Raw genomic sequence first — 21073 nt, forward strand, 5'->3', positions numbered from 1 at the left:
CAGAGCCGGGGTTACTTCCTGGTAAAGCCGCTGACGAGGGATGATCCAACGCCGGGTCCGGCCCCGGTCTCCCGGGGCCCTCGTTTGAGGCAACGCTGGTGACGTCTTGAAGGCAAATTCGACTATGCCAGGCCCGAAAGCCGATCACTTTACGCTAACAAAACCTTCTCCTTGATGTGCTTCATCCAGACGGTGACACAAGGTCTCCGTCAAAGCAGAAGTATCGAGGACCCGGATTGTTGAGAACCCGAACCCATTCAAAACCGTTTTTTGCATGTTCACTGCTGGGCACGGCCGCTGTGGCGCTGATATTGTCGCTGGCTGCGTGCTCCCCTGAACCGGATGCGGACCCTGGCACGGCGCCGAGTGCTGGAAACGGGCAAGCACTGATGGCGGATTGGCAGACGAAACTCAACGACTGCCTCGCAGCAGAGGGGGTGGATCCCAACCGGAAGAGACAGCCGAATGGTGGTTCCCAGGCCGCCTACACAAAGTGCTACGCAGAGGTCGGCCCGCCCCCGCAGGTCGACGGTCCGCCGCGACCGTCCAGGGAGGAAAGCCTGAAGATGGACCTTGCTTTTGCAAAGTGCATGCGCGAAGCCGGATACGACTACCCGGACCCGGACCCCGACGCGGACGACACCTCGGCCGGACAAGCCGTCAGCCCGGGGGACTTTGACCGCACAATCCTCACCGACTGCATGTCCAAGGCTTATGGCGAGAACTTCCTTAATGGTTTCGGAGGAAGCAAGTGACCTCGACAACGACTGAACCCGCAGGCCCGGCGCCGGTACATTCCCGAAGGTTGCGGCGCATCAGGGCTTTCACCGGCGCAGGGCTGGCGGTCGCTGCGACACTGGCCCTTGTTGGGGTCCTCATGGAACCGACGCCGGAGTCGAAGGCGACGACGGTCACGCTTGAGTCGGTCGCGGTGACCCGGGGAGACCTCACCGAACAGGTTCGGGCTTCCGGCACCCTGGCTTACGCCGGGATGAGGTCAATAGGCACCCCTCTTCCCGGCGTCCTAACAGCGCTACCGGACTTGGCGTCCGTAATTGGCGCAGGGCGGGAGCTGTTTCGAGTCGACGACCAGCCTGTTGTTCTCATGCACGGCGCCTTACCGGTGTGGCGCGGGTTCGCATCCGGGATGGAGGCTGGAACGGATGTACTCCAGTTGGAGCAAAATCTGGCGGCTCTGGGGTATTTTACTGGTCAGCCCGACCGCGAATTCAGCTGGCAAACAGCCGATGCGATCAAAGCCTGGCAAATGTCAATCGGCTTGGAAGTAACTGGTACCATCCCCGTAGGCCGTATTGTCTTTGCGGGCGGCGATGTGCGGGTATCGGCCATCAATGCATCGGTCGGCGACCCTTCGGGCCCTGCACTGCTCGCTGTGTCCGCGCTCGGCAAAGAAGTAGTCGCAGCCCTGGACCCGTCGCTTCAGTCTGTGGCCGTGGCAGGGGCAGAGGTCACCATTGCCCTGCCGAACGGTTCCAAGTCGACAGGAACGATCTCCAAAGTCGGACTTCCGAAAGAAATGGAGGATAAGTCCCTCAAGATCCAGGCCACTGTTACCCTGAACGACCCTTCCGCGGCGAACGACTTCGACAACGTCACCGTGACCGTGGGCCTTACCCAGGTCAGGAGCCGGAACGTGCTGATTGTTCCGGTACTCGCGTTGCTCGCCCAAAGCGGCGGTGGATATGCCGTCGATGTTCTTGAGGAGCCGGGAAAGACCCGTTCCGTTCCAGTGACGTTGGGCGCCTTCGCCAGCGGCAATGTTGAAGTGACCGACGGAGAGCTCACCGAAGGCGACAACGTGGTGGTCGGACGATGACGACTGACATCGTCGCCCTTCAGGGGGTAACGCGCGTCTACGGTTCTCCGCCCACCCAGGCGCTCAAAGGGGTCGACCTGCGCATTACCCAGGGGGAGTACCTTGCAATCGTTGGCCCCAGTGGGTCAGGAAAATCCACCCTGCTCAATCTGATCGGCACGCTTGATCGCGCGTCCTCAGGCACGACGTCCATTGCGGGCAGGGACGTGGAAGGGATGACCGACGCACAGCTCTCAGCGTTGCGCGCCTACACCATCGGATTTGTGTTTCAGCAGTTCCACCTCTTTGACGGGGTGAGTGCGGTCGACAACGTCGCTATGGGCTTGCTTTACACGGGTGCTCCCGCCCGTCAACGTCGGGCCAGGGCCGCGATCGCACTCGAACGTGTGGGACTTAGCCGGCGAATGCGTCATCAGCCCAAGCAAATGTCCGGAGGAGAACGCCAGCGGGTGGCCATCGCCCGCGCCATCGTCGGGGAACCGCCGTTGCTCCTTGCGGACGAACCTACTGGCAGCCTCGACACCAAGTCCGGTCGCACCGTGATGGAAATCCTTGACGAACTCAACAATACGGGCACTACGGTGGCGATAATCACCCATGACGAATCGCTTGCCGCGAAAGTACCGCGACGGGTGGCCATTCGCGACGGCGAAATCATCCACGATACGAAGAACGGAACCGCATGAGTGCGCCGCTTACCTCCCGTCTACGACTCAGTGATGTCCTGGTATTGGGCGTTCATGGCCTTAAGGCCCACCCTATGCGCATCGTTCTCTCCTCGCTGGGCATCGCAATTGGCATCGCTGCGATGGTAGCTGTTATCGGCATCTCCTCATCAAGCCAAGCCTTGGTTCAACGCGAACTGGCTTCTTTGGGCACGAACCTTTTGACAGTGACAAGCGGCGAGGACGCCTTTGGCAAAGAGACCTCACTTCCAAGTAACTCGGTAGCGGCCGTCCGCCGTATCGAGGGCGTCGACTCTGCGAGTTCGACGTCGACGATAAAGAACGTCCCCCTTCTGCGCAATGCAGAGGTACCGAAGAGCCACTCCGGCGGATTCACGGTAGTTGCCGCGGACGTCAACCTACTCGAAGCTACGAGTGCTACCTTGCTGAGCGGTACGTGGTTGAATTCAGCGACCATCGAGCTTCCGGCCGTAGTTTTGGGGTTCGATACCGCACAACGTCTGGGCCTCAACGCGCCGGGGGCGTTGGTTGATGTTGGCGGCAACACCTTTTCCGTCGTCGGAATCCTGAATCGTTCACCGCTGGCTCCTGAACTGGACATGTCAGCGCTGATCGGCGAGCCTGTTGCCGCATCGATGTTCGGCTATGACGGCGCCCCTACCACCATCTACCAACGTTCCGCCGATTCCGAAGTCAATCGCATTCGTCAATTGGTCCCCGCCACCATCAACCCTGAAGCACCAAATGAAGTGCTGGTCAGCCGACCGTCGGATGCGCTCGCGGCGAAGAACACCGTCGATCTAGCTTTCACGGGGCTGCTCGTAGGCGTCGGTTCAATCGCACTGTTGGTCGGGGGCATCGGGGTGGCTAACACTATGGTCATTTCCGTACTGGAACGACGCCGTGAGATCGGCCTTCGACGCGCCCTTGGTGCAACCCGCCGGCACATCAAAGCACAATTCCTCGTTGAAGCCATGCTGCTCGCCGCCTACGGCGGGATTGCGGGCGTCACTCTCGGGTGGTTCATTACCGCGATCGTTTCCCGCAGCAACGGATGGCTCACCGACATACCTGGTGAAGTGCTCGTGGCTGGAGTTGGCGCCACGGTGGCCATAGGCGCCGTGGCAGGTGTTGTCCCCGCAGTTCGGGCCGCGAGAACACCGCCTACTGCCGCGTTGAACAGTTGACGGGCACCGGTACGGCCGTCGACGGCTCCCCCTGCCACAGGAAGCAGGGGGAGCACATTCCCTCTTCAGTGAAAATTCCCAGTGACCTCGTAGATTCCCCACAGGCAACGAGTGTTATAGGGATGTGACCTGAATCACTTATGTTCGCCGATCAATTGCACTAGTTTGAGTCTTAATCAGGAACACCTGAGTAATCGCATCAAAGGCAGTTCGCACCTTTCGATCGAGGAGACAACGAATGTTTGATCTTTCCCCAGCGGCGCCCCGAGCCGCCAAGCTAACAGCGCTTGGCATTGGGGTCGCCCTTTTGGCCACAGCTTGTGGCGGGTCTTCGACGCCGACACAGACTGGGTCTTCCTCCGCTTCCGCGGCGGCAGGCATCTCCTGCCCGGCACCGAGCGGCGGAGCGGGAGCCGGCAACAGCCAGGCTGCCACCAACACGGGACCTGTACCCCCCTCGACCACTACAACGTCCACACCGCTCAAGATTGGTTCGCTCCTGCCGACAACGGGGTCGCTGGCGTTCCTCGGCCCACCCGAAATCGCTGGTGTGAACCTTGGTATCAAGGAAGTCAATGATGCCGGCGGCGTCCTTGGCGCTCCGGTTTCCGTAGTTCACCGTGACTCCGGCGACACCAAGACCGACATCGCGACGCAATCCACCACTGCACTTCTGGGCCAGGGGGTCAGCGCGGTTATCGGTGCGGCGTCTTCGGGTGTTTCCAAGACTGTCATCAACCAGATCACGGGTGCCGGCGTCATCCAGTTCTCGCCCGCGAACACCTCGCCCGACTTCACCACCTGGGATGACAAGGGTCTGTACTGGCGTACTGCACCGTCAGATGTCCTGCAGGGCAAGGTCCTTGGTAACTACATGGCTACCTGTGGCGCCCAGACCGTTGGCATGATCGTTCTCAACGACGCTTACGGCACCGGCCTTCAGAAGAACGTCAAGGAGGCCTTCGAGGCGGCCGGCGGCAAGGTTGTAGCTGAGGAACTCTTCAACGAAGGCGACTCGCAGTTCAGCAGCCAGGTTGACAAGGTCCTGGCCGCAAAGCCGGATGCCATTGCCCTGATTACCTTTGACCAGGCCAAGAGCATTGTCCCCCTGATCACCGGCAAGGGCATCAAGCCCACGCAGCTGTTCATGGTCGACGGCAACACCTCGGACTACAGCAAGGACTTCCAGGCAGGCACCTTGAAGGGTGCACAGGGAACGATTCCCGGTACGTTCGCCAAGGACGACTTCAAGAAGAAGCTCCTGGCCATCGATCCCGCGCTGAAGGACTACAGCTACGCAGGTGAATCCTACGACGCCGTGAACCTGATCGCGCTGGCTTCCGAAGCCGCAAAGAGCACCAAGGGCACGGATATCGCAGCCAAGCTGAAGGAAGTCTCCGAAGGTGGCGAGAAGTGCACCAGCTACCCCGCCTGCGTCACTCTGCTCCGCGAGGGCAAGGACATCGACTATGACGGCCAGTCGGGTCCGGTGACGTTCTCCGACGCCGGTGACCCCACCGAGGCGTACATCGGTATCTACGAGTACCAGGACGACAACACCTACAAGCCGGTCCGTGAGGAGTTCGGCAAGCTCTAAGCCGAACACCGACAGACCACGGTCTGCAACAGGCCCCCTTCCACACCAGGAAGGGGGCCTGTTCCGCGTCAACCCGGATTTGCTGCGTCAACCGGGATAGGGTTCGAAACCGTCAAGCACTCTTTCCACCATCCGGACGCCCTGTTGTTCAAAGTCCCGGTCTCCCACGTGGTGTGCCCAGACCACTGTTCCGACCGCCTGGTTGAGGTTCTCCAGCCGCCACGACTGCCATTCCTCTTCTGTGTCCACAAGCCTGCCCAAACCCTCATGGAAGGGCGCTGACAGCCCGGGTTGCTCCAGGAACTGCTGATGGCCGAGACGAACCAGGTCATGGACCCAAGGGCGCAGCTCGGCCCGCCCGAAGTCGATGACGCGTATGGTCCCGGCATCGTGGAGCCAGTTCCGGGGCTGATAGTCGCCATGGGTGGTCACTACCTCGACGGGAAGATGTTCGACGGCGGCAATCGCCGAAGCCAGGGCGCGCAGCACGGGCCGCGCCAATAGCCCGTGCGCCTTGTCCAGCATCGAGCTGGTTCTGATGCTGAGTGACCGCAGATAGCTGCCCGACGTTCCTGCCGGCTGATGCAAAAGGCGCAGGAGTTCCCCGGCCTGCCGATAGGTCTGCGCATCGTCCTCTGCCGGCGTACCTGCCACCACCGCCCCCGGAAGGTAGCGCGTGACCAGGAGACCGGCGCCAGGGGCGGCGTGGAGCATGACAGGGACGTTGCCATCAAGCCCGGGTAATCCACGGGAATAGGCTGCAATCTCGCGGCGGATATGGTGGCTGGTCTCACTCGCCTTGATGATGACCTGGTCTCCGTAGGCGGTTTCCAACTGCAGCACGGTGGTGTCCTGGAGTGGCCAGGAATGATCCCGCACCACCCGGTAGTGGCCCAGCCAGGACTCCAGCAAGGCGCGCTGTTCTTCAGTGAGGCCTTCAGTCATCCGTCCAGCATGCCAGCAACAACAAAGCGGGGTCACTTCCGGCCCGTTGGGAGACCCAACATGGGCAGGAAGTGACCCCGCTTTGTTTTTCGCTAGACCTCGTCAGCCAAGGTTCCCAAGTAGAGCTGGATGACTTTGGGGTCCTTCATGAGCTCCCGGCCGGTGCCTGTGTAGGCGTCCTTGCCCTGGTCCAGGACGTAGCCGCGGTCGCAGATCTGGAGACAGCGGCGGGCGTTCTGCTCCACCATGATCACGGACACTCCGGCCCGGTTGATTTCGTGGACCCGAAGGAAGGTCTCGTCCTGTTTGACGGGGGAGAGGCCAGCGGATGGCTCGTCCAGGAGCAGCACTGCGGGATCCATCATCAGCGCCCGGCCCATGGCCACCATCTGGCGTTCACCTCCGGAAAGTGACCCTGCACGCTGGGCGCGCCGCTTGGCCAGCTCCGGGAAGAGGCTGGTGACGAAGTCAAAGCGTTCGGCGAACACCTTGGGCCGCTGGAACATACCCATCTGAAGGTTTTCCTCGATGGTCAGCGTGGCAAAAACGTTGTTGGTCTGCGGTACGAAACCAACGCCCTGGGTGACCAGCTTGTTGGCCTTCAACCCGGTGAGGTCCTGTCCTCGCACCACAACGGTGCCCGAGTGGACCTTGACCAAACCGAACATGGCTTTCAGCAGCGTGGACTTGCCGGCGCCGTTGGGGCCAATGATGCCGATGAGTTCACCTTTGCGGGCTTCGATGCTGCAGCCGTTCAGGATGTTGACGCCCGGGATGTAACCTGCAACGAGGTTGGTGACCTTCACCACTGAATCGCCTGTGGGGGCCGGAGCCGGAGCCGGCATGGCGCTGGTGCTGCTCATTTCCCCTCCTCATTCCTGGGTTCAACATGATTGGGTTCAACGTGATTGGGTTCAACGTGTTTCGGTTCAGCGTGTTTCGGTTCAACGATCCTGGGTTCGATGATGTCCGACAGAATGCCGGCGTCTTCCGTGCCGACCACCGACTCGTCGTCGGCCTCCAGCTCGGCCTCGAGTTCCTTGATGCCTTCAGCGTCGCCAAGATCGACGTCGTGGTGGGCGCCAAGGTAGGCATCGATGACGGCAGGGTTCTTCATCACTTCGCCAGGAGGTCCCTCGGCCACTACCTTGCCTTCGGCCATGACCACCACCCAGTCAGCGATGTGGCGGACCATGTTCATGTCGTGCTCGACGAAGAGGACGGTCATGCCCTCGGCCTTAAGGTTCTTGATGTGGTCCAGCAGCGACTGCGTAAGTGCCGGGTTCACGCCTGCCATCGGCTCATCGAGCATGACCAGTTTGGGCTTGACCATCAAGGAGCGGGCCATCTCCAGGAGCTTGCGCTGGCCGCCGGAAAGCGACGCAGCATAATCGTCCTTCTTGGCATCCAGCTTGAACTTCTCCAGCAGGATGTTGGCCTGGGCGGTGATCTCCTTTTCACGGCCGCCCCACATGCCCTTGAACAGAGCCCTGGAGAGCCGCTCGCCCGGTTGGTCTGCTGCCCCCAGGCGCATGTTTTCCATAACCGTCAGCTTGCCCATGACCTTGGTGAGCTGGAAGGTCCGGACCATGCCCATGCGTGCCACTTTGTAGGAGGAAACACCGGCAAGGCTGTTGCCTTCGAACTGCCACTTCCCGGAGTTGGGAGTGTCAAAGCCCGTCAGCAGGTTGAACAGGGTGGTTTTGCCCGCACCGTTGGGTCCGATCAATGCGGTGATCTTGTGGCGGGGGATTTCGAGGTACTCGACATCCACAGCATTGATGCCGCCAAAGGAGCGGGTCACGTCCTCTGCCACCACGATCGGATCGCGTTTCTTGCAACCGGGTGTGTTTTCCCCAACTGCGATCGGGCGCGAATCTGTCATGTAATCAATATTTTCGCTGTTGCCGATATTGCTGTCGTTGGTCTCACTCATGCGAAAGCAAGCTCCTTCTTATTGCCGAACACGCCTTGTGGGCGGAAGATCATCAGGAGCATCAGCGCCACGCCCACAAGGATGTAGCGCAGCTGGCCCGCCTGGACCGTTGTCAGCCAGGTGACCGCCCCTGATTCGATGAGGCCATAGAGCAGGCTCTGGGTCAGGGAGAGGACAACCCAGAAGATCATTGCTCCGATAACGGGCCCCAGTACGGTGGCCATGCCGCCGAGCAGGAGGCATGTCCAGAGGAAGAACGTCAGTTCTGTTCCGTAGTTGGACGGCTGGACAGCACCGCGGGGGAGCGTGAAGATCATGCCGGCCAGGGCGCCAAGGACACCACCGATGACGAGTGCCTGCATCTTGTAGGCGTAAACGTTCTTGCCCAGGGACCTGACAGCGTTCTCATCCTCACGAATGCCCTTCAGGACGCGGCCCCACGGGCTGCGCATCAGCAACCACACCAGGACACAGCAGACGATAACCAGGCCCCAGCCCACGACGCGGATGAAGAAATCGCGGTTGTTCATTCCCATGTAGGACCCTTCGGGGAAGGGATTCATGGCGTAGAACGTGTTCTCGAAGGCAGCCAGGCCGTTGGCGGAACCGGTGACTTTGGTGAGCTGGTTGGTGGTGACCACGTAGCGGACAATTTCCGCGGCTGCGATGGTGACGATTGCCAGGTAGTCGGCTCGAAGCCGCAGCGTGGGGATACCCAGAATGAAGGCGAAGATGACCGAACAGATGACCGAAACGAGCAGGGCTACAAAGAACGGGGCATCGAAGGTGAGAGTGGAGATGGCGAAACCGTAGGCGCCGACAGCCATGAAGCCTGCCTGGCCGAAGTTCAGGAGGCCCGAGTAGCCGAAGTGCACGGCAAGGCCCAAAGCGGCAAGCGCGTAGGCCGCCGTCGTCGGGCTGAACAATTCACCAAGGGCGCTGGAGAAAATAAATCCGAAATCCATGGCCCGCTCCTAACCCACACGCTCACGCCGGCCGAGGATACCCTGCGGTCGGAACAGAAGAACAACGATCATGATGAAAAGGGCGCCGACGTATTTGAGGTCGGCGGGAAGGCCGAAGACTGTTGTCAGTTCCACGAAGATGCCTACGACGATCGAACCGATCAGCGCACCGAATACTGTGCCCAATCCACCGAGCGTCACACCCGCAAAGATGAGCAGCAGGATCTGTGAACCCATATCGAAGGTGACACCCGGGCGGTAGTAGGCCCAGAGGATGCCGCCCAGGGAGGCCAGGACGCCGCCGACGATCCACACGATCCGGATGACGGAGTCGACGTCGATGCCGGAGGCTGCTGCCAGCGCCGGGTTGTCGGCGACCGCGCGGGTTGCCTTGCCCAGCCGGGTCTTCAACAGGATGAACCCGATCAAGGCGATCACCACGGCACTGATGAGCAACGACCACAGGTTGTTGGGGGAGATGGATACGGGGCCGATCTGGATCTCAGCGCTCTGTGCTCCCGGCAGCTGCTGTGTAGCACCGCCAAAGAAGAACTGGATGACGTACCGGATGGCAAGGGCGAGGCCGATGCTGACGATCATCATCGGGACCAGTCCGGAACCGCGCCGCCTCAGGGGACGCCAAAGTCCTGCGTCCTGGACGTAGCCGAAGAGCCCACCGCCTACGAGGGCCAGCAGGATCGCCAGCCAGAAGGGGAGGCCGAAGCCGTTGAACATGAAGACGAGGACTGCGCCGAGGGTCACCATCTCGCCGTGGGCGAAGTTGGTGAGGCCGGTGGTTCCGAAGATCAGCGAAAGTCCCACTGCAGCCAATGCGAGGAGGAGGCCGAAGCTCAAACCCGCCACCAGGCGGTTCAAGAGGTTCTGGCCGAAGTCCTGTTGCTGGACCACGATGCCTTTGCCGAAGGCGAAGATCACCGACAAGTTGGATGTCTGGCTGAAGGTGACATCCCTGGGGTTGTCCTGGCCATCGGCGAGCTTGATGCCATCGGGCAAGGTCGAGGTATCGAGCTCAACGGTATAGGTGCCTTGGACTGGTACCCCGATGCTCCACGCACCGTTGGCTCCGGAGGTGGCTTCACCTTCGAATCCGTTGCCCGAGGCCTTGATCTTGACGCCGGGTATGGGGGCCCGGGCGTCATCGCGGAGGAACCCGCTGATGTTGTTTTGGAAATTGGTGGGTGATGGCGAAGGCGAGGGGGTGGTTGCCTGTGCCGAAGGGGCGGCGATCAACAGAGTTGCGATCAGGGCTGCGAACAGTGCCCCCACGACTCTCTGCAGTCCCTTGGACCGTCTCTTGGACGGGTCGCGCAGTGTGCTTCTCAAAATGGAAACCTCCACAGTGGGGGTGGTCCCGACTGCGCCATTGCAGCCGGTGCGAACGGGTCATGGGGCTTGTGAACAGTTCTTGCCTAGCTGCCTCGATTGTGATCTAAGTCACCCATGTGTGGCCTATGTTACCGCTCGACGGACCGAATGAATGCCCAGTTCGGGGGTGCGAAGATCGCGATCAGATAACAACTGTGAAGCTATAGGCAACTATTAATGCAGGATTCCTAAACAAAAAGTTTGTTGTGTGGCAGTGTCACTTAAGTTTCGCGGGCCGAAACGCGTCCCGGATTCGTCCCCTGCCGTGTCACGGTTGCGTTTCGTCTCGGTGAACAGGGGAACTTTCCCTGCCGCGCACGCGTGGTAATTGGTACCGTGAACTATCACTTAGCCCTTTTTCAGGAGGACACCCGTAATGGCACTTGGCGGAAACCCAGTCTTCAACGGAAAGAATTTCCGTGGAGCAAAGCAGGCCCCGCCTGTACCGCAAAATCCGTACGGCCAGCAGTTTAACCAGGCTGGCCGGGCGCCCGGACAGGTCATGGACGGCCAGGCCGCATGGTCAGCCCAGCAGCAGGGCATGACCAACGAACAACTGCAGCAGATGTACAACCAGCCGGCGGCAGGCCCCGCTGACACCGGCCGCATGACTTATGACGATGTCATTATGAAGACCGTTGCCTGCTTGGTGGTCCTCGTGATCGGCGCAGCCGTGACGCTGTTTGTGGCACCTGGCCTGTCCAGCCTGCTGATGATCGTTGGCGCCTTGGGCGGATTCGTCCTGGCCCTGGTCAACACCTTCAAGAAGCAGCCGTCACCGGCCCTGATCCTGGCCTATGCCGGACTCGAGGGTCTGTTCCTCGGCGGCCTGACCCGGATCCTCGATGGCATGTACCCGGGCGTCGGCCTGCAGGCCGTCATCGGTACCCTTGCAGTCTTCGGCGTGACACTCGTGCTGTTCAAGAGCGGCAAGGTTCGCGCTACGCCGAAGATGGTGCGCTTCTTCATGATCGCGACCATCGGCTATGCGGTCTTCGCGCTGATCAACCTGGTCATGATGTGGACGGGTGCCGTGCAGGAGCCCTTCGGTCTCCGCACCAGCATCACCATTGCCGGCATCCCGCTGGGTGTCTTCATCGGTATCCTGGCCATCGGCCTGGCAGCGTTCTCGCTCATCATGGACTTCACCAGCATCGAAGAAGGCGTCCGCGCCGGTGCCCCGGAGCGTTACTCCTGGGTTGCAGCATTCGGCCTGACAGTCACGCTGGTCTGGCTCTATGTCGAGATCATTCGACTGCTCGCCATCCTGCGAGGCGACGACTAGCTACACAGCAAAAAGCCCCGAAGATTCGTCTTCGGGGCTTTTTCGTGTCTTCGAGGGGTGAGGTTTCGGGGGAAAGGGTGTGTCAAAGGGGTGGGATCCAACCCCTCGCGTCAGCTCAGGCGTTCGAACACCACGGCCATGCCCTGGCCGCCACCCACGCAGAGTGTTGCCAGCCCCAGTGTCCCGTCCCGGTCCTTCAACCCGTTCAGCAGCGTGCTGGTCATGCGTGCGCCAGTCATGCCGAATGGATGGCCCAGGGCGATGGCGCCGCCGTGAACGTTGAGTTTTGCAGGATCGATGTCCAACTCCCTGGCACTTGCCACCACCTGCACGGCGAAGGCCTCGTTAAGCTCCACCAGATCGATGTCGTCCATGGTCAGGCCAGCGAGGGAAAGTGCCCGCCGGGTGGACTCCACCGGCCCCATGCCCATCAGTTCGGGTGAGAGTGCGCTGACGCCTGTTGATACCACCCGCGCCAAGGGTTCCAGGCTGAGTTCGCGTGCCCGGGTATCGCTCATGACCACCACGGCCGCCGCGCCGTCGTTGAGGGGACAGGCATTACCTGCCGTGACAGTGCCCCCTGGGCGGAACACGGGCTGCAGTGCCGACACCGCCTCCAGGGTCACCCCCGGCCGGGGGGAGTCGTCACGGTCAACCACCACTCCGTCCTTACGCGTGAAGGGTGTGATGTCCCGGGCGTAGAACCCGGAGGCAATTGCCGCCTCGGCACGGTTCTGGCTCAGGACGCCCCATTCGTCCTGCTCGGCGCGGCTGATGCCGTAGCTCGTGGCGACGTTCTCCGCGGTCTGGCCCATGGAGATGTAGATGTCCGGCAAGCGGCCGCCAAAACGGGGGTCCGTCCACGGGATGTTGGAAGCGGCGCGGGCTGCGGTGCGCTGGGCGGCTGCTTCGAAGCGCGGATTGTGGTCGGCGGTGTCGGTTTCGCCGGCGCCCACCCAGTTCCGGTAGCGGGAAACGCTCTCCACCCCGGCGGAAACCACCGCGTGGGCCTCCCCGGATTTGATGGCATGGAAGGCCATCCTCAGGGTTTGGAGGCTCGATGCGCAGAAGCGGTTGATGGTGGCTGCCGGAACCTGGTCCAATCCGGCCAGCACCGCCACGACGCGGGCCATGTTCGAGCCTGCTTCGCCGCTGGGTTCCGCGCAGCCCAGGAGGATGTCGTCCAGGCCGCGTCCGTCCTCCGAGCCCGGGTCGAAGCCAGGAACCTTGGCCAGTGCCGCCTGCACCATGGCAGTGGCGAGGTCGTCGGGTCGTTCATCCTTCAAGGACCCTTTGAAGGCGCGCCCGATCGGGCTTCTGGCAGTGGAAACAATGACAGCCTCAGTCATGGCCCCAGCTTACGCCCGGCATCGCTGTGCTTACCGGGCGCAGGCCGGGCGCGTCAGGCCAGGCGGAAGGCGCCTGCAGCGGGGGTGACAGTGAAGATGTCCGGTGCGGTGAAGCCCGCCTCCGCAAAGGAACGCACGACGGCGTCCCTCACCTGCTGTTCCTGGCCCACCGGCGTCAGGGCGATGGCAGAACCACCGAAACCGCCGCCGGTCATTCGCGCACCGATTGCGCCGCTGGCACGGGAGGTATCCACGGCCAGATCGAGCTCGGGGCAGGAGATCTCGAAGTCGTCGCGCATGGAAACGTGGCTGGCGTCCAGCAGGGCTCCAATGCTCGCAGGTCCCCGGGTGCCAAGTATCTCGACGGTTTGGAGAACGCGGTCGTTTTCGGTGACCACGTGACGCACCCGCCGAAGCGTGGTCTCATCCAGCAGCCCGGAAGCTTCCTCCAAATCCTCGACGCCGACGTCGCGCAGTGCTCTAACGCCGAGGATTTCGGCTCCCAGCTCGCAGGACGCGCGGCGCGAGGCGTATCCGCCGTCGGCGTGTGAGTGTGAGACCTTGGTGTCGATAACCAGCAGGACCAGGCCCGAGGCCTCGGCGTCGAACGGGACCAACTCAACGTGTTGGTCGCGGCAATCGAGGAAGACAGCGTGTCCCTTGGCGCCACGCAGGGATGCCGACTGGTCCATGATTCCCGTGGGAGCTCCGACAAAGATGTTTTCGGCGCGCTGGGTGGCCAGGACAAGCTCCTCCGCCGCAAAGCCGGCACCCGTGAGTTCGTTGAGTGCGGAGATGACGGCGCACTCGATGGCGTGGGAGGAAGACAGTCCGGCGCCCGAGGGGACGTCGGAATCGAGCAGCAGGTCAAAGCCGGGTACGGTGATGCCGCGCTCCTGCAAGGCCCAGGCGACTCCCAGGGGATAACGGGACCAGCCTTCGCCCGAGCCGGGTTCCAGCTCCACGAGACTGGCTTCCACCATCCCGTGGCCGCCGAATGTGGACAGCATGCGCACCGTCGAATCGTCGCGGACGCGCAGGGCCACCTTCGCCGTCCTGTCGATGGCGAAGGGAAGCACAAAGCCTTCGTTGTAATCGGTATGTTCGCCGATCAGGTTGACGCGTCCCGGGGCCTGCCACACGCCGTCGGGAGCTGCTCCGAACGTTTCCTGGAAACGGGCGGTGAGGGCGCTGGCGTCCGTGGTGGTGGTCATGCTCGGATGCCTTCCATGGTCTTGTCGGTGGCCGGTGCAACGGCGACGTTGCGGAGCCGCTCGGCCACGGCTTCGGGGGTGGTGTCGTTGATGAACGCTCCCATGGCCGCTTCCGATCCGGCCAGGTACTTGAGCTTATCGGCCGCGCGCCGGGGGGAGGTGAGCTGCAGGTGCAGTTGGCCCGCCGGACGAAGCGAGGGATCCAGTGGTGCCTGGTGCCACGCGGAGATGTACGGCATGGGAGTGGGGTACAGGGCGTCGAGGCGCTTGAGCAGGTCCAGGTAGACGTGCGAGAGCTCGTCCCGCTCGGCGCCTGTGAGCGCCGCAAGGTCAGGCACGCTGCGGTGGGGCACCAGGTGGATTTCCAAGGGCCAGCGCGCAGCGAAGGGAACATAGGCGCTGAAGTGCTCGGCCTCCAGGACCATGCGGCTGCCGTCTTCACGTTCCGCCTTCAGGAGCGAGGCCCCGAGCGTTTCCTTCGCGTCGACGTCGTCGTAATACTTGCGGGCCACGGCACCGAGCTGGGCGGCCCGCGGCGTCACGTACGGGTAGGCGTAGATCTGGCCGTGCGGGTGGTGCAGGGTGACGCCGATGTCGGCGCCGCGGTTCTCGAAGGGGAAGACCTGCTTGATGCCGGGCAGGGCGCTCAGCGCCTCGGTCCGCTGAGCCCACGCTTCGATCACTGTCCGGGCGCGGGTCTCGCCCAACCCTGCGAAGGAGCCAGTATGCTGCGGCGTGAAAGCCACGACCTCACAGCGGCCAAAAGCGGGACCTGTGATGCCGTGGGCGTTCTGTCCCGCTGCAGGCAGCGGAGGGATGTCGCCCAGGGCCGGTCCCAGGGACGGGAAGCGGTTTTCAAACACCACGACGTCGTAGTCCGGCGCCGGAATCTCCGAGGGGTTCGCGGCAGTGGTGGGGCAGATGGGGCACTGATCAGCCGGGGGGAGATGCGTCCGTGTTTGCCGGTGGGCTGCCACAGCCACCCAGTCTCCTGACAATGCGTCGTACCTGACTTCGCCGGGCTCGCCCCGCGCGGGGAGCCGGCGATGGTCAACCAGTGATTCCGGTGACCGTTCCGGCGTTCCGGGGTCGTCAAAGTAGATCAGCTCCCGGCTGTCCGCCAGGCGGGTTGTGGTGATGCGGCTCATGACTTCATTGTTCCACAAATGACCAAAAGCGCATAGTTTCTAACAAAAGCAAACATTGCCGGGTCCGGTCCGACCTTCCGAATGCAGTACGGTAATGCCATGCCTGCCTCTTCGATGCCAGCCGACAGCGCCCACCACCCCGAATCCCGCCGTTTCGCCACGGGGCGGCAGTTCGAGCTGCGACGGGACAACGCCGTTGCTGTCGTCACGGAACTGGCTGCGGGACTGCGGCTGTACTCCCGCGGCGGCATCCAGCTGACCGAGAGCTACGGCGACGCTGAAATCTCTCCAGGGGCCACCGGCATCACCCTTGCGCCGTGGGCCAACCGGGTGGAAGACGGAATCTGGTACCTCGACGGCAAGAAGCAGCAGCTCGACATCACGGAAGTTTCACGCAACAACGCCAGCCACGGACTATTGCGCAACACCGGCTATGCGCTGGTGGATGAGTCCGAATTCTCCGTCACCCTGGAAGCCACCGTTTTTCCCCAGCACGGCTACCCGTTTCTGGTGCTTCACCGGGTGCGCTACGAACTCGACGACGCCCTGGACCTCCGTGTTTCCCAGACCTTGATCAACCAGGCGCAGAGCCCGGCTCCTTTTGTCCTTGGCGCCCACCCTTACTTGCGCTTGGGCGACACTGCCCCCGAAGACCTCATCCTTACCGTCAACGCCCGGACCCGGCTTGTGGCGGATGAGCGCCTGATCCCGCGCAGCACGGCCCCGGCGGACGGGCCGTACGACTTTTCATCAGGCATCGCGGTTGGCCCGTCATTGGTGGACGTCGCGTTAACGGACCTGGAGTTCGACGGCGGCGTGGCCCGCCATACGCTCACCGCACCTGATGGCCGCAGTGTAAGCCTGGAGCAGGACACGAACTGCCAGTATGTCCATGTCTTCATCACTGACACCTTTCCTGGACGTTCCAGGGCAGTGGCCATCGAACCGATGACTGGCCCGGCGAACGCCTTCAACAGTGGTGACGGCCTCCGCTGGTTGGCGCCGGGGGAGTCGTTCACCATGAACTGGGGCATTACTGCATCCCTTTAGTCCGCGGCGCTGCCTGCGGGTCGGTTTCCCATACGGAGCGGGCTACGGAATTATGGGTTCATGACGCCAACACCGGACGCCAAGCCCCGTTCTGACCGCCAAATCGCCGAGGACATCCCCTATGGGGTGCGCATTGCTGCAGCCTGGTCGTGGCGGGCAGGTCTGATACTGCTCATGATCGGTGCTCTGGTGTGGCTCCTGGGGAAGGTCAGCTTCCTCATCATCCCCGTCATGGTGGCAGCGCTGCTGGCCGGTCTGCTCTATCCGGTGGTGGCCTGGTTGCGGAGCCGCAAACTTCCCAATGGCGCTGCCGTCGCCATTACCGTAGTCGGGTTCATCGGCGTCATTGCCGGCGCCCTGGCTCTTGTGGGCCGGCAGTTGGTTTCCGGCTTCGGCGCACTGTGGCAGGAAGCGCTCGCCGGAATCCAGCAGATCCAGACCTGGCTGGCCGACGGCCCCCTCCATCTCACCGCCGACCAGATCGACCAGTACATCGCCGATGGTGCCAACGCCCTGCAGAACAACAGCAGCAGCATCCTCAGCGGTGCCTTGTCCTTTGGCAGTACCGCAGGACACTTCGCGGCCGGCCTGGTGCTGGCGCTGTTCATCCTGATCTTCTTCCTGCTGGAGGGAAGCCGGATCTGGGCCTTCCTGGTACGCCTTCTGCCTAAAACGGCGCGGAGGGCAACTGACGGTGCAGGCCGGCGGGGTTGGACCTCGATGGTCAGCTACGTCCGTATCCAGATGTTTGTTGCCTTCGTGGACGCCGTGGGCATTGGTGTCGGTGCTGCGATCATCCAGGTCCCCTTGGCACTGCCCCTCGCCGTCCTTGTTTTCATCGGCTCGTTCATCCCTGTTGTGGGCGCGCTGGTCACCGGTGCCATCGCGGTGCTGCTGGCCCTCGTCGCCAATGGGCCCGTCAATGCCCTGATCATGCTGGCCATCGTCCTGCTGGTGCAGCAGCTTGAGAGTCACATCCTGCAGCCGCTGGTCATGGGCAAGGCTGTTGCCCTGCACCCGGTGGCCGTCATCCTCTCGGTGGCTGCAGGCTCTTATCTGGCAGGCATCCCGGGAGCCCTGTTCGCAGTTCCCCTGCTCGCCGTAGTAAACACGGCAGTTCGCTACATTGCCGGCCGGACGTGGGAACATGATGAAGGATTGGGTGGCGCCGGACTCCAACCGGCGGCCGCTTCCGCGGGTTCCGGCGACGCCAACTTCAAGGAAGTGCACCTTCCAAAGTCCGAATCCCGTCTCGCCAGGGGCGGCGCCGGCACGACCAAGGCTCCGGGGAGCACCTCTGCTGAGGGCCCCGAGGCCGACACCAACAAAGGAGAATAGTCAGTGAATACCCTCGATACCCTGCCCGTCACCCTGGACGATGTCCTCAAGGCGCAGGAGCTGCTCGAGGGCATTATTACCAAGACTCCGGTGGAGTCGTCCCGGGCGCTGGGCCACCTTGTGGGCGGAAATGTCTTCTTCAAGTGTGAGAACCTGCAGCGCGCCGGCTCGTTCAAAGTCCGTGGTGCCTATGTACGCATGGCCCGCCTCACTGCCGACGAAAAGAAGCGCGGTGTAGTGGCGGCCTCCGCCGGCAACCACGCCCAAGGTGTCGCAGTGGCCGCCAAGAGCCTGGGCATCAACGCCCGGATCTACATGCCGCTGGGCGTCGCCCTCCCCAAACTCGCCGCCACGCGCAGCCACGGGGCAGAGGTCATCCTTCACGGCCACAATGTGGACGAGGCACTGGCCGAAGCGCAACGCTACGCCAACGAAACCGGTGCCGTGTTCGTGCACCCCTTTGACAACGTGGATGTCGTAGCGGGTCAAGGCACCATCGGACTGGAGATCCTGGAACAGATCCCCAATGTGGACACCATCCTTATGGGCGTCGGCGGCGGTGGACTGCTGGCCGGCGTGGCCGTGGCCATCAAAGCCCGCGCCAAGGAGCTTGGCCGTGAGATCAGGGTCATTGGTGTGCAGGCAGAAAACGCCGCGGCATACCCGCCCTCCCTGGCTGCCGATGCCCTGGTGCCGCTCAAGAAGGTATCCACGATGGCTGACGGCATCGCAGTGGGACGACCGGGACAGCTGCCGTTCAGCATCATCCGCGAGCTTGTGGACGACGTTGTCACCGTCAGCGAAGACTCATTGGCCCGTGCGCTCATTTTCCTGCTGGAACGCGCAAAGATGGTCGTTGAGCCCGCCGGCGCGGTGGGAGTAGCCGCACTGATGGACGGCAAGATCGAAAACCCAGGGAACACCGCCGTCGTGCTTTCCGGCGGCAACATCGATCCCATGCTGATGCTGAAGGTCATCCAGCGCGGTTTGTCGGCTGCAGGCCGCTTCATGACGGTCCGTATGATGCTCGATGACCGTCCCGGCTCATTGGCTACGATCGCCCGGATCATCGCAGAGAACGATGCCAACGTGACCGGCCTGGACCACACGCGCCTTGGCGGTTCCATCAGCATGGGCGATGTCTCCATCACCATCAACCTGGAAACGAAGGGCCACGAACACGGCGAACAGGTCCTTGGCGCCTTGCGGGCCGAGGGCTTCCAGCCGATCGTGGTGCACTGACGGGAGGAGCGCCCATGGTGCTTGGAACGCCTGAAGGATCAAGAGCCGAAGCCGAGGAATCGCTGGCCGGACGGGCGAAGGGCGGCCTGCTCTTCATGGGCGGGTTCGTGGTCCTGCTCTACGTCATCGAGATTCTCAATACGCTGATGCGGCACGCCCTGAACGCCACTTTCGGACTCCGCCCACGCTCCATGGACGGTGTCCTGGACATCCTCACCTTTCCTTTGCTTCACGCAAACTTCAACCACCTGATCTCGAACACCTTGCCGCTGATCATCTTCGGTTTCCTGGTGTTCCTGTCCGGCATCCGCGTGTTCATCACGGCCCTGGCGTTCAGTTGGCTGGGCTCGGGGCTGACTGTGTGGCTCATCGGCGGGGGAGGGGTGACGGTTGGGGCCTCCGGGTTGGTGTTCGGCTTCTTCGCGTTCCTACTGGTCCGGGGTTTCTTCAACCGGAGCTGGTGGCAGATCCTGCTGTCCGTGGTGCTGTTCATGGCCTACGGCAGCATCCTCTTCGGGGTGTTGCCTACGGTGATGGGTTACATCTCCTGGCAGGCCCACCTGGGTGGCGCCATCGGCGGCATCATCGCGGCCCTCTTGCTACGGCCCAAGCCCGCCATCACCCCCTGACCCAACGGGGACAGTAAGTCCCAAAGCTGGGCCGGGCACAAAAAACGCCGGCCCCCTCCACAAAGGAGGGGGCCGGCGTCGTGCTTGTGGTGCCCGGGCTGATGCCTAGGCGACGTACGGCTTGGCGGAGACGATCTCTACCGCGATTTCCTTGCCGTTGGGAGCGACGTAGCTGAGGCTGTCGCCTTCCTTGTGGCCGATGATGGCTGCACCGAGGGGCGACTTCTCGCTGAAGACATCCAGATCGGAATCTCCGGCGATTTCGCGCGAGCCCAGCAGGAACGTCTCTTCGTCACCGGCGATGCGGGCAACAACCAGCATGCCGGGCTCGACGATTCCGTCGTCGGCCGGGGCCTCGCCCACATGCGCATCGCGCAGAAGGGCGGTCAGCTGGCGGATACGGGCTTCGATCTTGCCCTGCTCCTCCTTGGCTGCGTGGTAGCCGCCGTTTTCCTTGAGGTCGCCTTCCTGGCGGGCAGCTTCGATCTTCTGGACGATTTCCGCCCGGCCAGCGCCGGAAAGGTGGTCCAGCTCAGCCTTCAAGCGGTCGAAAGCTTCCTGGGTAAGCCAAGCCGCAGTGGCGCTGTTGGTGGTAGACACGGATTTCTCCTCTAGATCTGACAATGCAAAAGACCCCGCCGAGGTGGCCACTCGTAAAACTCAGTAACCAACTTAACGGGGTGAAGGTTTCATCCATTGTAGTAAATCCTCTGGACGAACCCAAACCGGTTGAGCCGTAGGTCACACGTTTGTTATTTGCCGCTGTCCACAATCCAGCAGTTATCCACGACGCCGGAGACGGACGGGGACTCGGTCCTCAGGGTGGTCCGCTGGACAGTGGTCCTCCCGCCGTCGGGGTCGTCCTGGGGCTCGTTGGCGCCGATCTCGACCACCTTCCAACCCACTACCGCGAACTTCGAGTCCAGGGCCTTGATGGCGCATTTCGCGGTGGCGCGAGGGGACTTGGTGACTTGGTAATCGACCTCGGCCTGGGTGTCGTCCACCGTGCTGTAGCCAATGTCCTTGAACGTGACCGGAGCCTGCGCGGACCCTGTCGCGACATACCCGGCCAAGCCAATGGCGACCACCAGCGCGGCGATGATGATGTTCCGCTTGGTTTTGCCTGTCATGGCGCGCTTTTGACCGCCGTAGCGATTGGCTAGGCTGGTGCTTGCCGGTACTTGGGTGGCCGAAAGGTCCTCTGAAGTCACCCATCCAGTTTAGTGCCGATCCCGGTGGCACTTTGCCGCCCCTGAAGCAGATCCATGAAAGAGGAGCC

General features: G+C 62.4%; 20 protein-coding genes. 10 read left to right on the top strand and 10 right to left on the bottom strand.

Annotation, left to right across the window (positions count from 1 at the left end):
* The first annotated feature begins 389 nt into the window (after positions 1-389).
* The 5 genes from HMI60_RS10190 (at position 390) to HMI60_RS10210 (ending at position 5307) form a co-directional block, all read left to right on the top strand.
* Positions 390-755, top strand: coding sequence for a hypothetical protein (locus tag HMI60_RS10190; protein WP_110504374.1), 366 nt, complete (start codon positions 390-392; stop codon positions 753-755).
* A complete protein-coding gene (locus tag HMI60_RS10195; protein WP_193591102.1) occupies positions 752-1837 on the top strand; it encodes a peptidoglycan-binding protein in 1086 nt (361 codons plus the stop codon). The genes HMI60_RS10190 and HMI60_RS10195 overlap by 4 nt, the downstream gene beginning before the upstream one ends.
* Positions 1834-2523, top strand: coding sequence for an ABC transporter ATP-binding protein (locus tag HMI60_RS10200; protein ID WP_189075902.1), 690 nt, complete (start codon positions 1834-1836; stop codon positions 2521-2523). Before HMI60_RS10195 ends, HMI60_RS10200 begins: the two co-directional genes overlap by 4 nt.
* 74 nt (positions 2524-2597) lie before the next feature.
* Entirely contained in the window at positions 2598-3710 is a 1113-nt protein-coding gene (locus HMI60_RS10205; protein WP_227453702.1) for an ABC transporter permease, read from the top strand.
* Positions 3711-3948: 238 nt separating this feature from the next.
* Complete coding sequence (locus HMI60_RS10210; protein WP_018777277.1) at positions 3949-5307, top strand: ABC transporter substrate-binding protein; 1359 nt, start codon at positions 3949-3951, stop codon at positions 5305-5307.
* Positions 5308-5394: 87 nt separating this feature from the next.
* Here HMI60_RS10210 and HMI60_RS10215 read toward each other — a convergent pair whose 3' ends face one another.
* The 5 genes from HMI60_RS10215 to HMI60_RS10235 form a co-directional block, all read right to left on the bottom strand.
* The gene (locus HMI60_RS10215) at positions 5395-6252 is read right to left on the bottom strand and encodes a phosphotransferase family protein (RefSeq protein WP_064721921.1); all 858 of its coding nucleotides are present in this window, start codon (positions 6250-6252) and stop codon (positions 5395-5397) included.
* A gap of 92 nt (positions 6253-6344) precedes the next feature.
* Complete coding sequence (locus HMI60_RS10220; RefSeq protein ID WP_018777279.1) at positions 6345-7115, bottom strand: ABC transporter ATP-binding protein; 771 nt, start codon at positions 7113-7115, stop codon at positions 6345-6347.
* The gene (locus HMI60_RS10225; RefSeq protein WP_193589586.1) at positions 7112-8188 is read right to left on the bottom strand and encodes an ABC transporter ATP-binding protein; all 1077 of its coding nucleotides are present in this window, start codon (positions 8186-8188) and stop codon (positions 7112-7114) included. The genes HMI60_RS10220 and HMI60_RS10225 overlap by 4 nt, the downstream gene beginning before the upstream one ends.
* Positions 8185-9153 (bottom strand): branched-chain amino acid ABC transporter permease, encoded by a 969-nt coding sequence (locus HMI60_RS10230; protein WP_018777281.1) that lies wholly within the window; start codon positions 9151-9153, stop codon positions 8185-8187. The genes HMI60_RS10225 and HMI60_RS10230 overlap by 4 nt, the downstream gene beginning before the upstream one ends.
* A 9-nt stretch (positions 9154-9162) precedes the next feature.
* Positions 9163-10497 (bottom strand): branched-chain amino acid ABC transporter permease, encoded by a 1335-nt coding sequence (locus tag HMI60_RS10235; protein ID WP_227453511.1) that lies wholly within the window; start codon positions 10495-10497, stop codon positions 9163-9165.
* A 418-nt stretch (positions 10498-10915) separates the two neighbouring features.
* Here HMI60_RS10235 and HMI60_RS10240 point away from each other — a divergent pair, with 418 nt between their 5' ends.
* Positions 10916-11824 carry a Bax inhibitor-1/YccA family protein gene (locus HMI60_RS10240; protein WP_018777283.1) on the top strand — a complete coding sequence of 303 codons (909 nt, stop codon included), beginning with the start codon at positions 10916-10918 and terminating at the stop codon, positions 11822-11824.
* Positions 11825-11934: 110 nt separating this feature from the next.
* Here HMI60_RS10240 and HMI60_RS10245 read toward each other — a convergent pair whose 3' ends face one another.
* Genes HMI60_RS10245 through galT form a run of 3 tightly spaced genes read right to left on the bottom strand, consistent with a single transcriptional unit; the run spans position 11935 to position 15535 of the window.
* Positions 11935-13173 (bottom strand): acetyl-CoA C-acetyltransferase, encoded by a 1239-nt coding sequence (locus tag HMI60_RS10245; protein WP_193589587.1) that lies wholly within the window; start codon positions 13171-13173, stop codon positions 11935-11937.
* A gap of 53 nt (positions 13174-13226) precedes the next feature.
* Positions 13227-14387 (bottom strand): galactokinase, encoded by a 1161-nt coding sequence (gene galK, locus HMI60_RS10250; protein WP_193589588.1) that lies wholly within the window; start codon positions 14385-14387, stop codon positions 13227-13229.
* Complete coding sequence (gene galT / locus HMI60_RS10255) at positions 14384-15535, bottom strand: galactose-1-phosphate uridylyltransferase (RefSeq protein WP_193589589.1); 1152 nt, start codon at positions 15533-15535, stop codon at positions 14384-14386. Before galT ends, galK begins: the two co-directional genes overlap by 4 nt.
* Positions 15536-15634: 99 nt before the next feature.
* Here galT and HMI60_RS10260 point away from each other — a divergent pair, with 99 nt between their 5' ends.
* The 4 genes from HMI60_RS10260 to HMI60_RS10275 are packed head-to-tail and all read left to right on the top strand — an operon-like array spanning position 15635 to position 19794.
* Entirely contained in the window at positions 15635-16585 is a 951-nt protein-coding gene (locus HMI60_RS10260) for an aldose 1-epimerase family protein (RefSeq protein ID WP_227453512.1), read from the top strand.
* Positions 16586-16645: 60 nt separating this feature from the next.
* A complete protein-coding gene (locus HMI60_RS10265; RefSeq protein ID WP_018777288.1) occupies positions 16646-17923 on the top strand; it encodes an AI-2E family transporter in 1278 nt (425 codons plus the stop codon).
* Between the two features lie 3 nt (positions 17924-17926).
* Positions 17927-19165, top strand: coding sequence for a threonine ammonia-lyase (gene ilvA / locus HMI60_RS10270; RefSeq protein WP_018777289.1), 1239 nt, complete (start codon positions 17927-17929; stop codon positions 19163-19165).
* A 14-nt stretch (positions 19166-19179) separates the two neighbouring features.
* Complete coding sequence (locus HMI60_RS10275; protein WP_018777290.1) at positions 19180-19794, top strand: rhomboid family intramembrane serine protease; 615 nt, start codon at positions 19180-19182, stop codon at positions 19792-19794.
* A gap of 105 nt (positions 19795-19899) precedes the next feature.
* On the opposite strand, the gene greA is transcribed toward HMI60_RS10275, so the two are convergent.
* Both greA and HMI60_RS10285 read right to left on the bottom strand, forming a co-directional pair.
* A complete protein-coding gene (gene greA / locus HMI60_RS10280; RefSeq protein WP_018777291.1) occupies positions 19900-20394 on the bottom strand; it encodes a transcription elongation factor GreA in 495 nt (164 codons plus the stop codon).
* 152 nt (positions 20395-20546) lie between these two features.
* A complete protein-coding gene (locus HMI60_RS10285) occupies positions 20547-21005 on the bottom strand; it encodes a DUF4307 domain-containing protein (protein ID WP_018777292.1) in 459 nt (152 codons plus the stop codon).
* Between the last annotated feature and the right edge of the window lie 68 nt (positions 21006-21073).

The organism is Paenarthrobacter sp. YJN-D (assembly GCF_015040335.1).
Classification (GTDB): Bacteria; Actinomycetota; Actinomycetes; order Actinomycetales; family Micrococcaceae; genus Arthrobacter; species Arthrobacter nicotinovorans.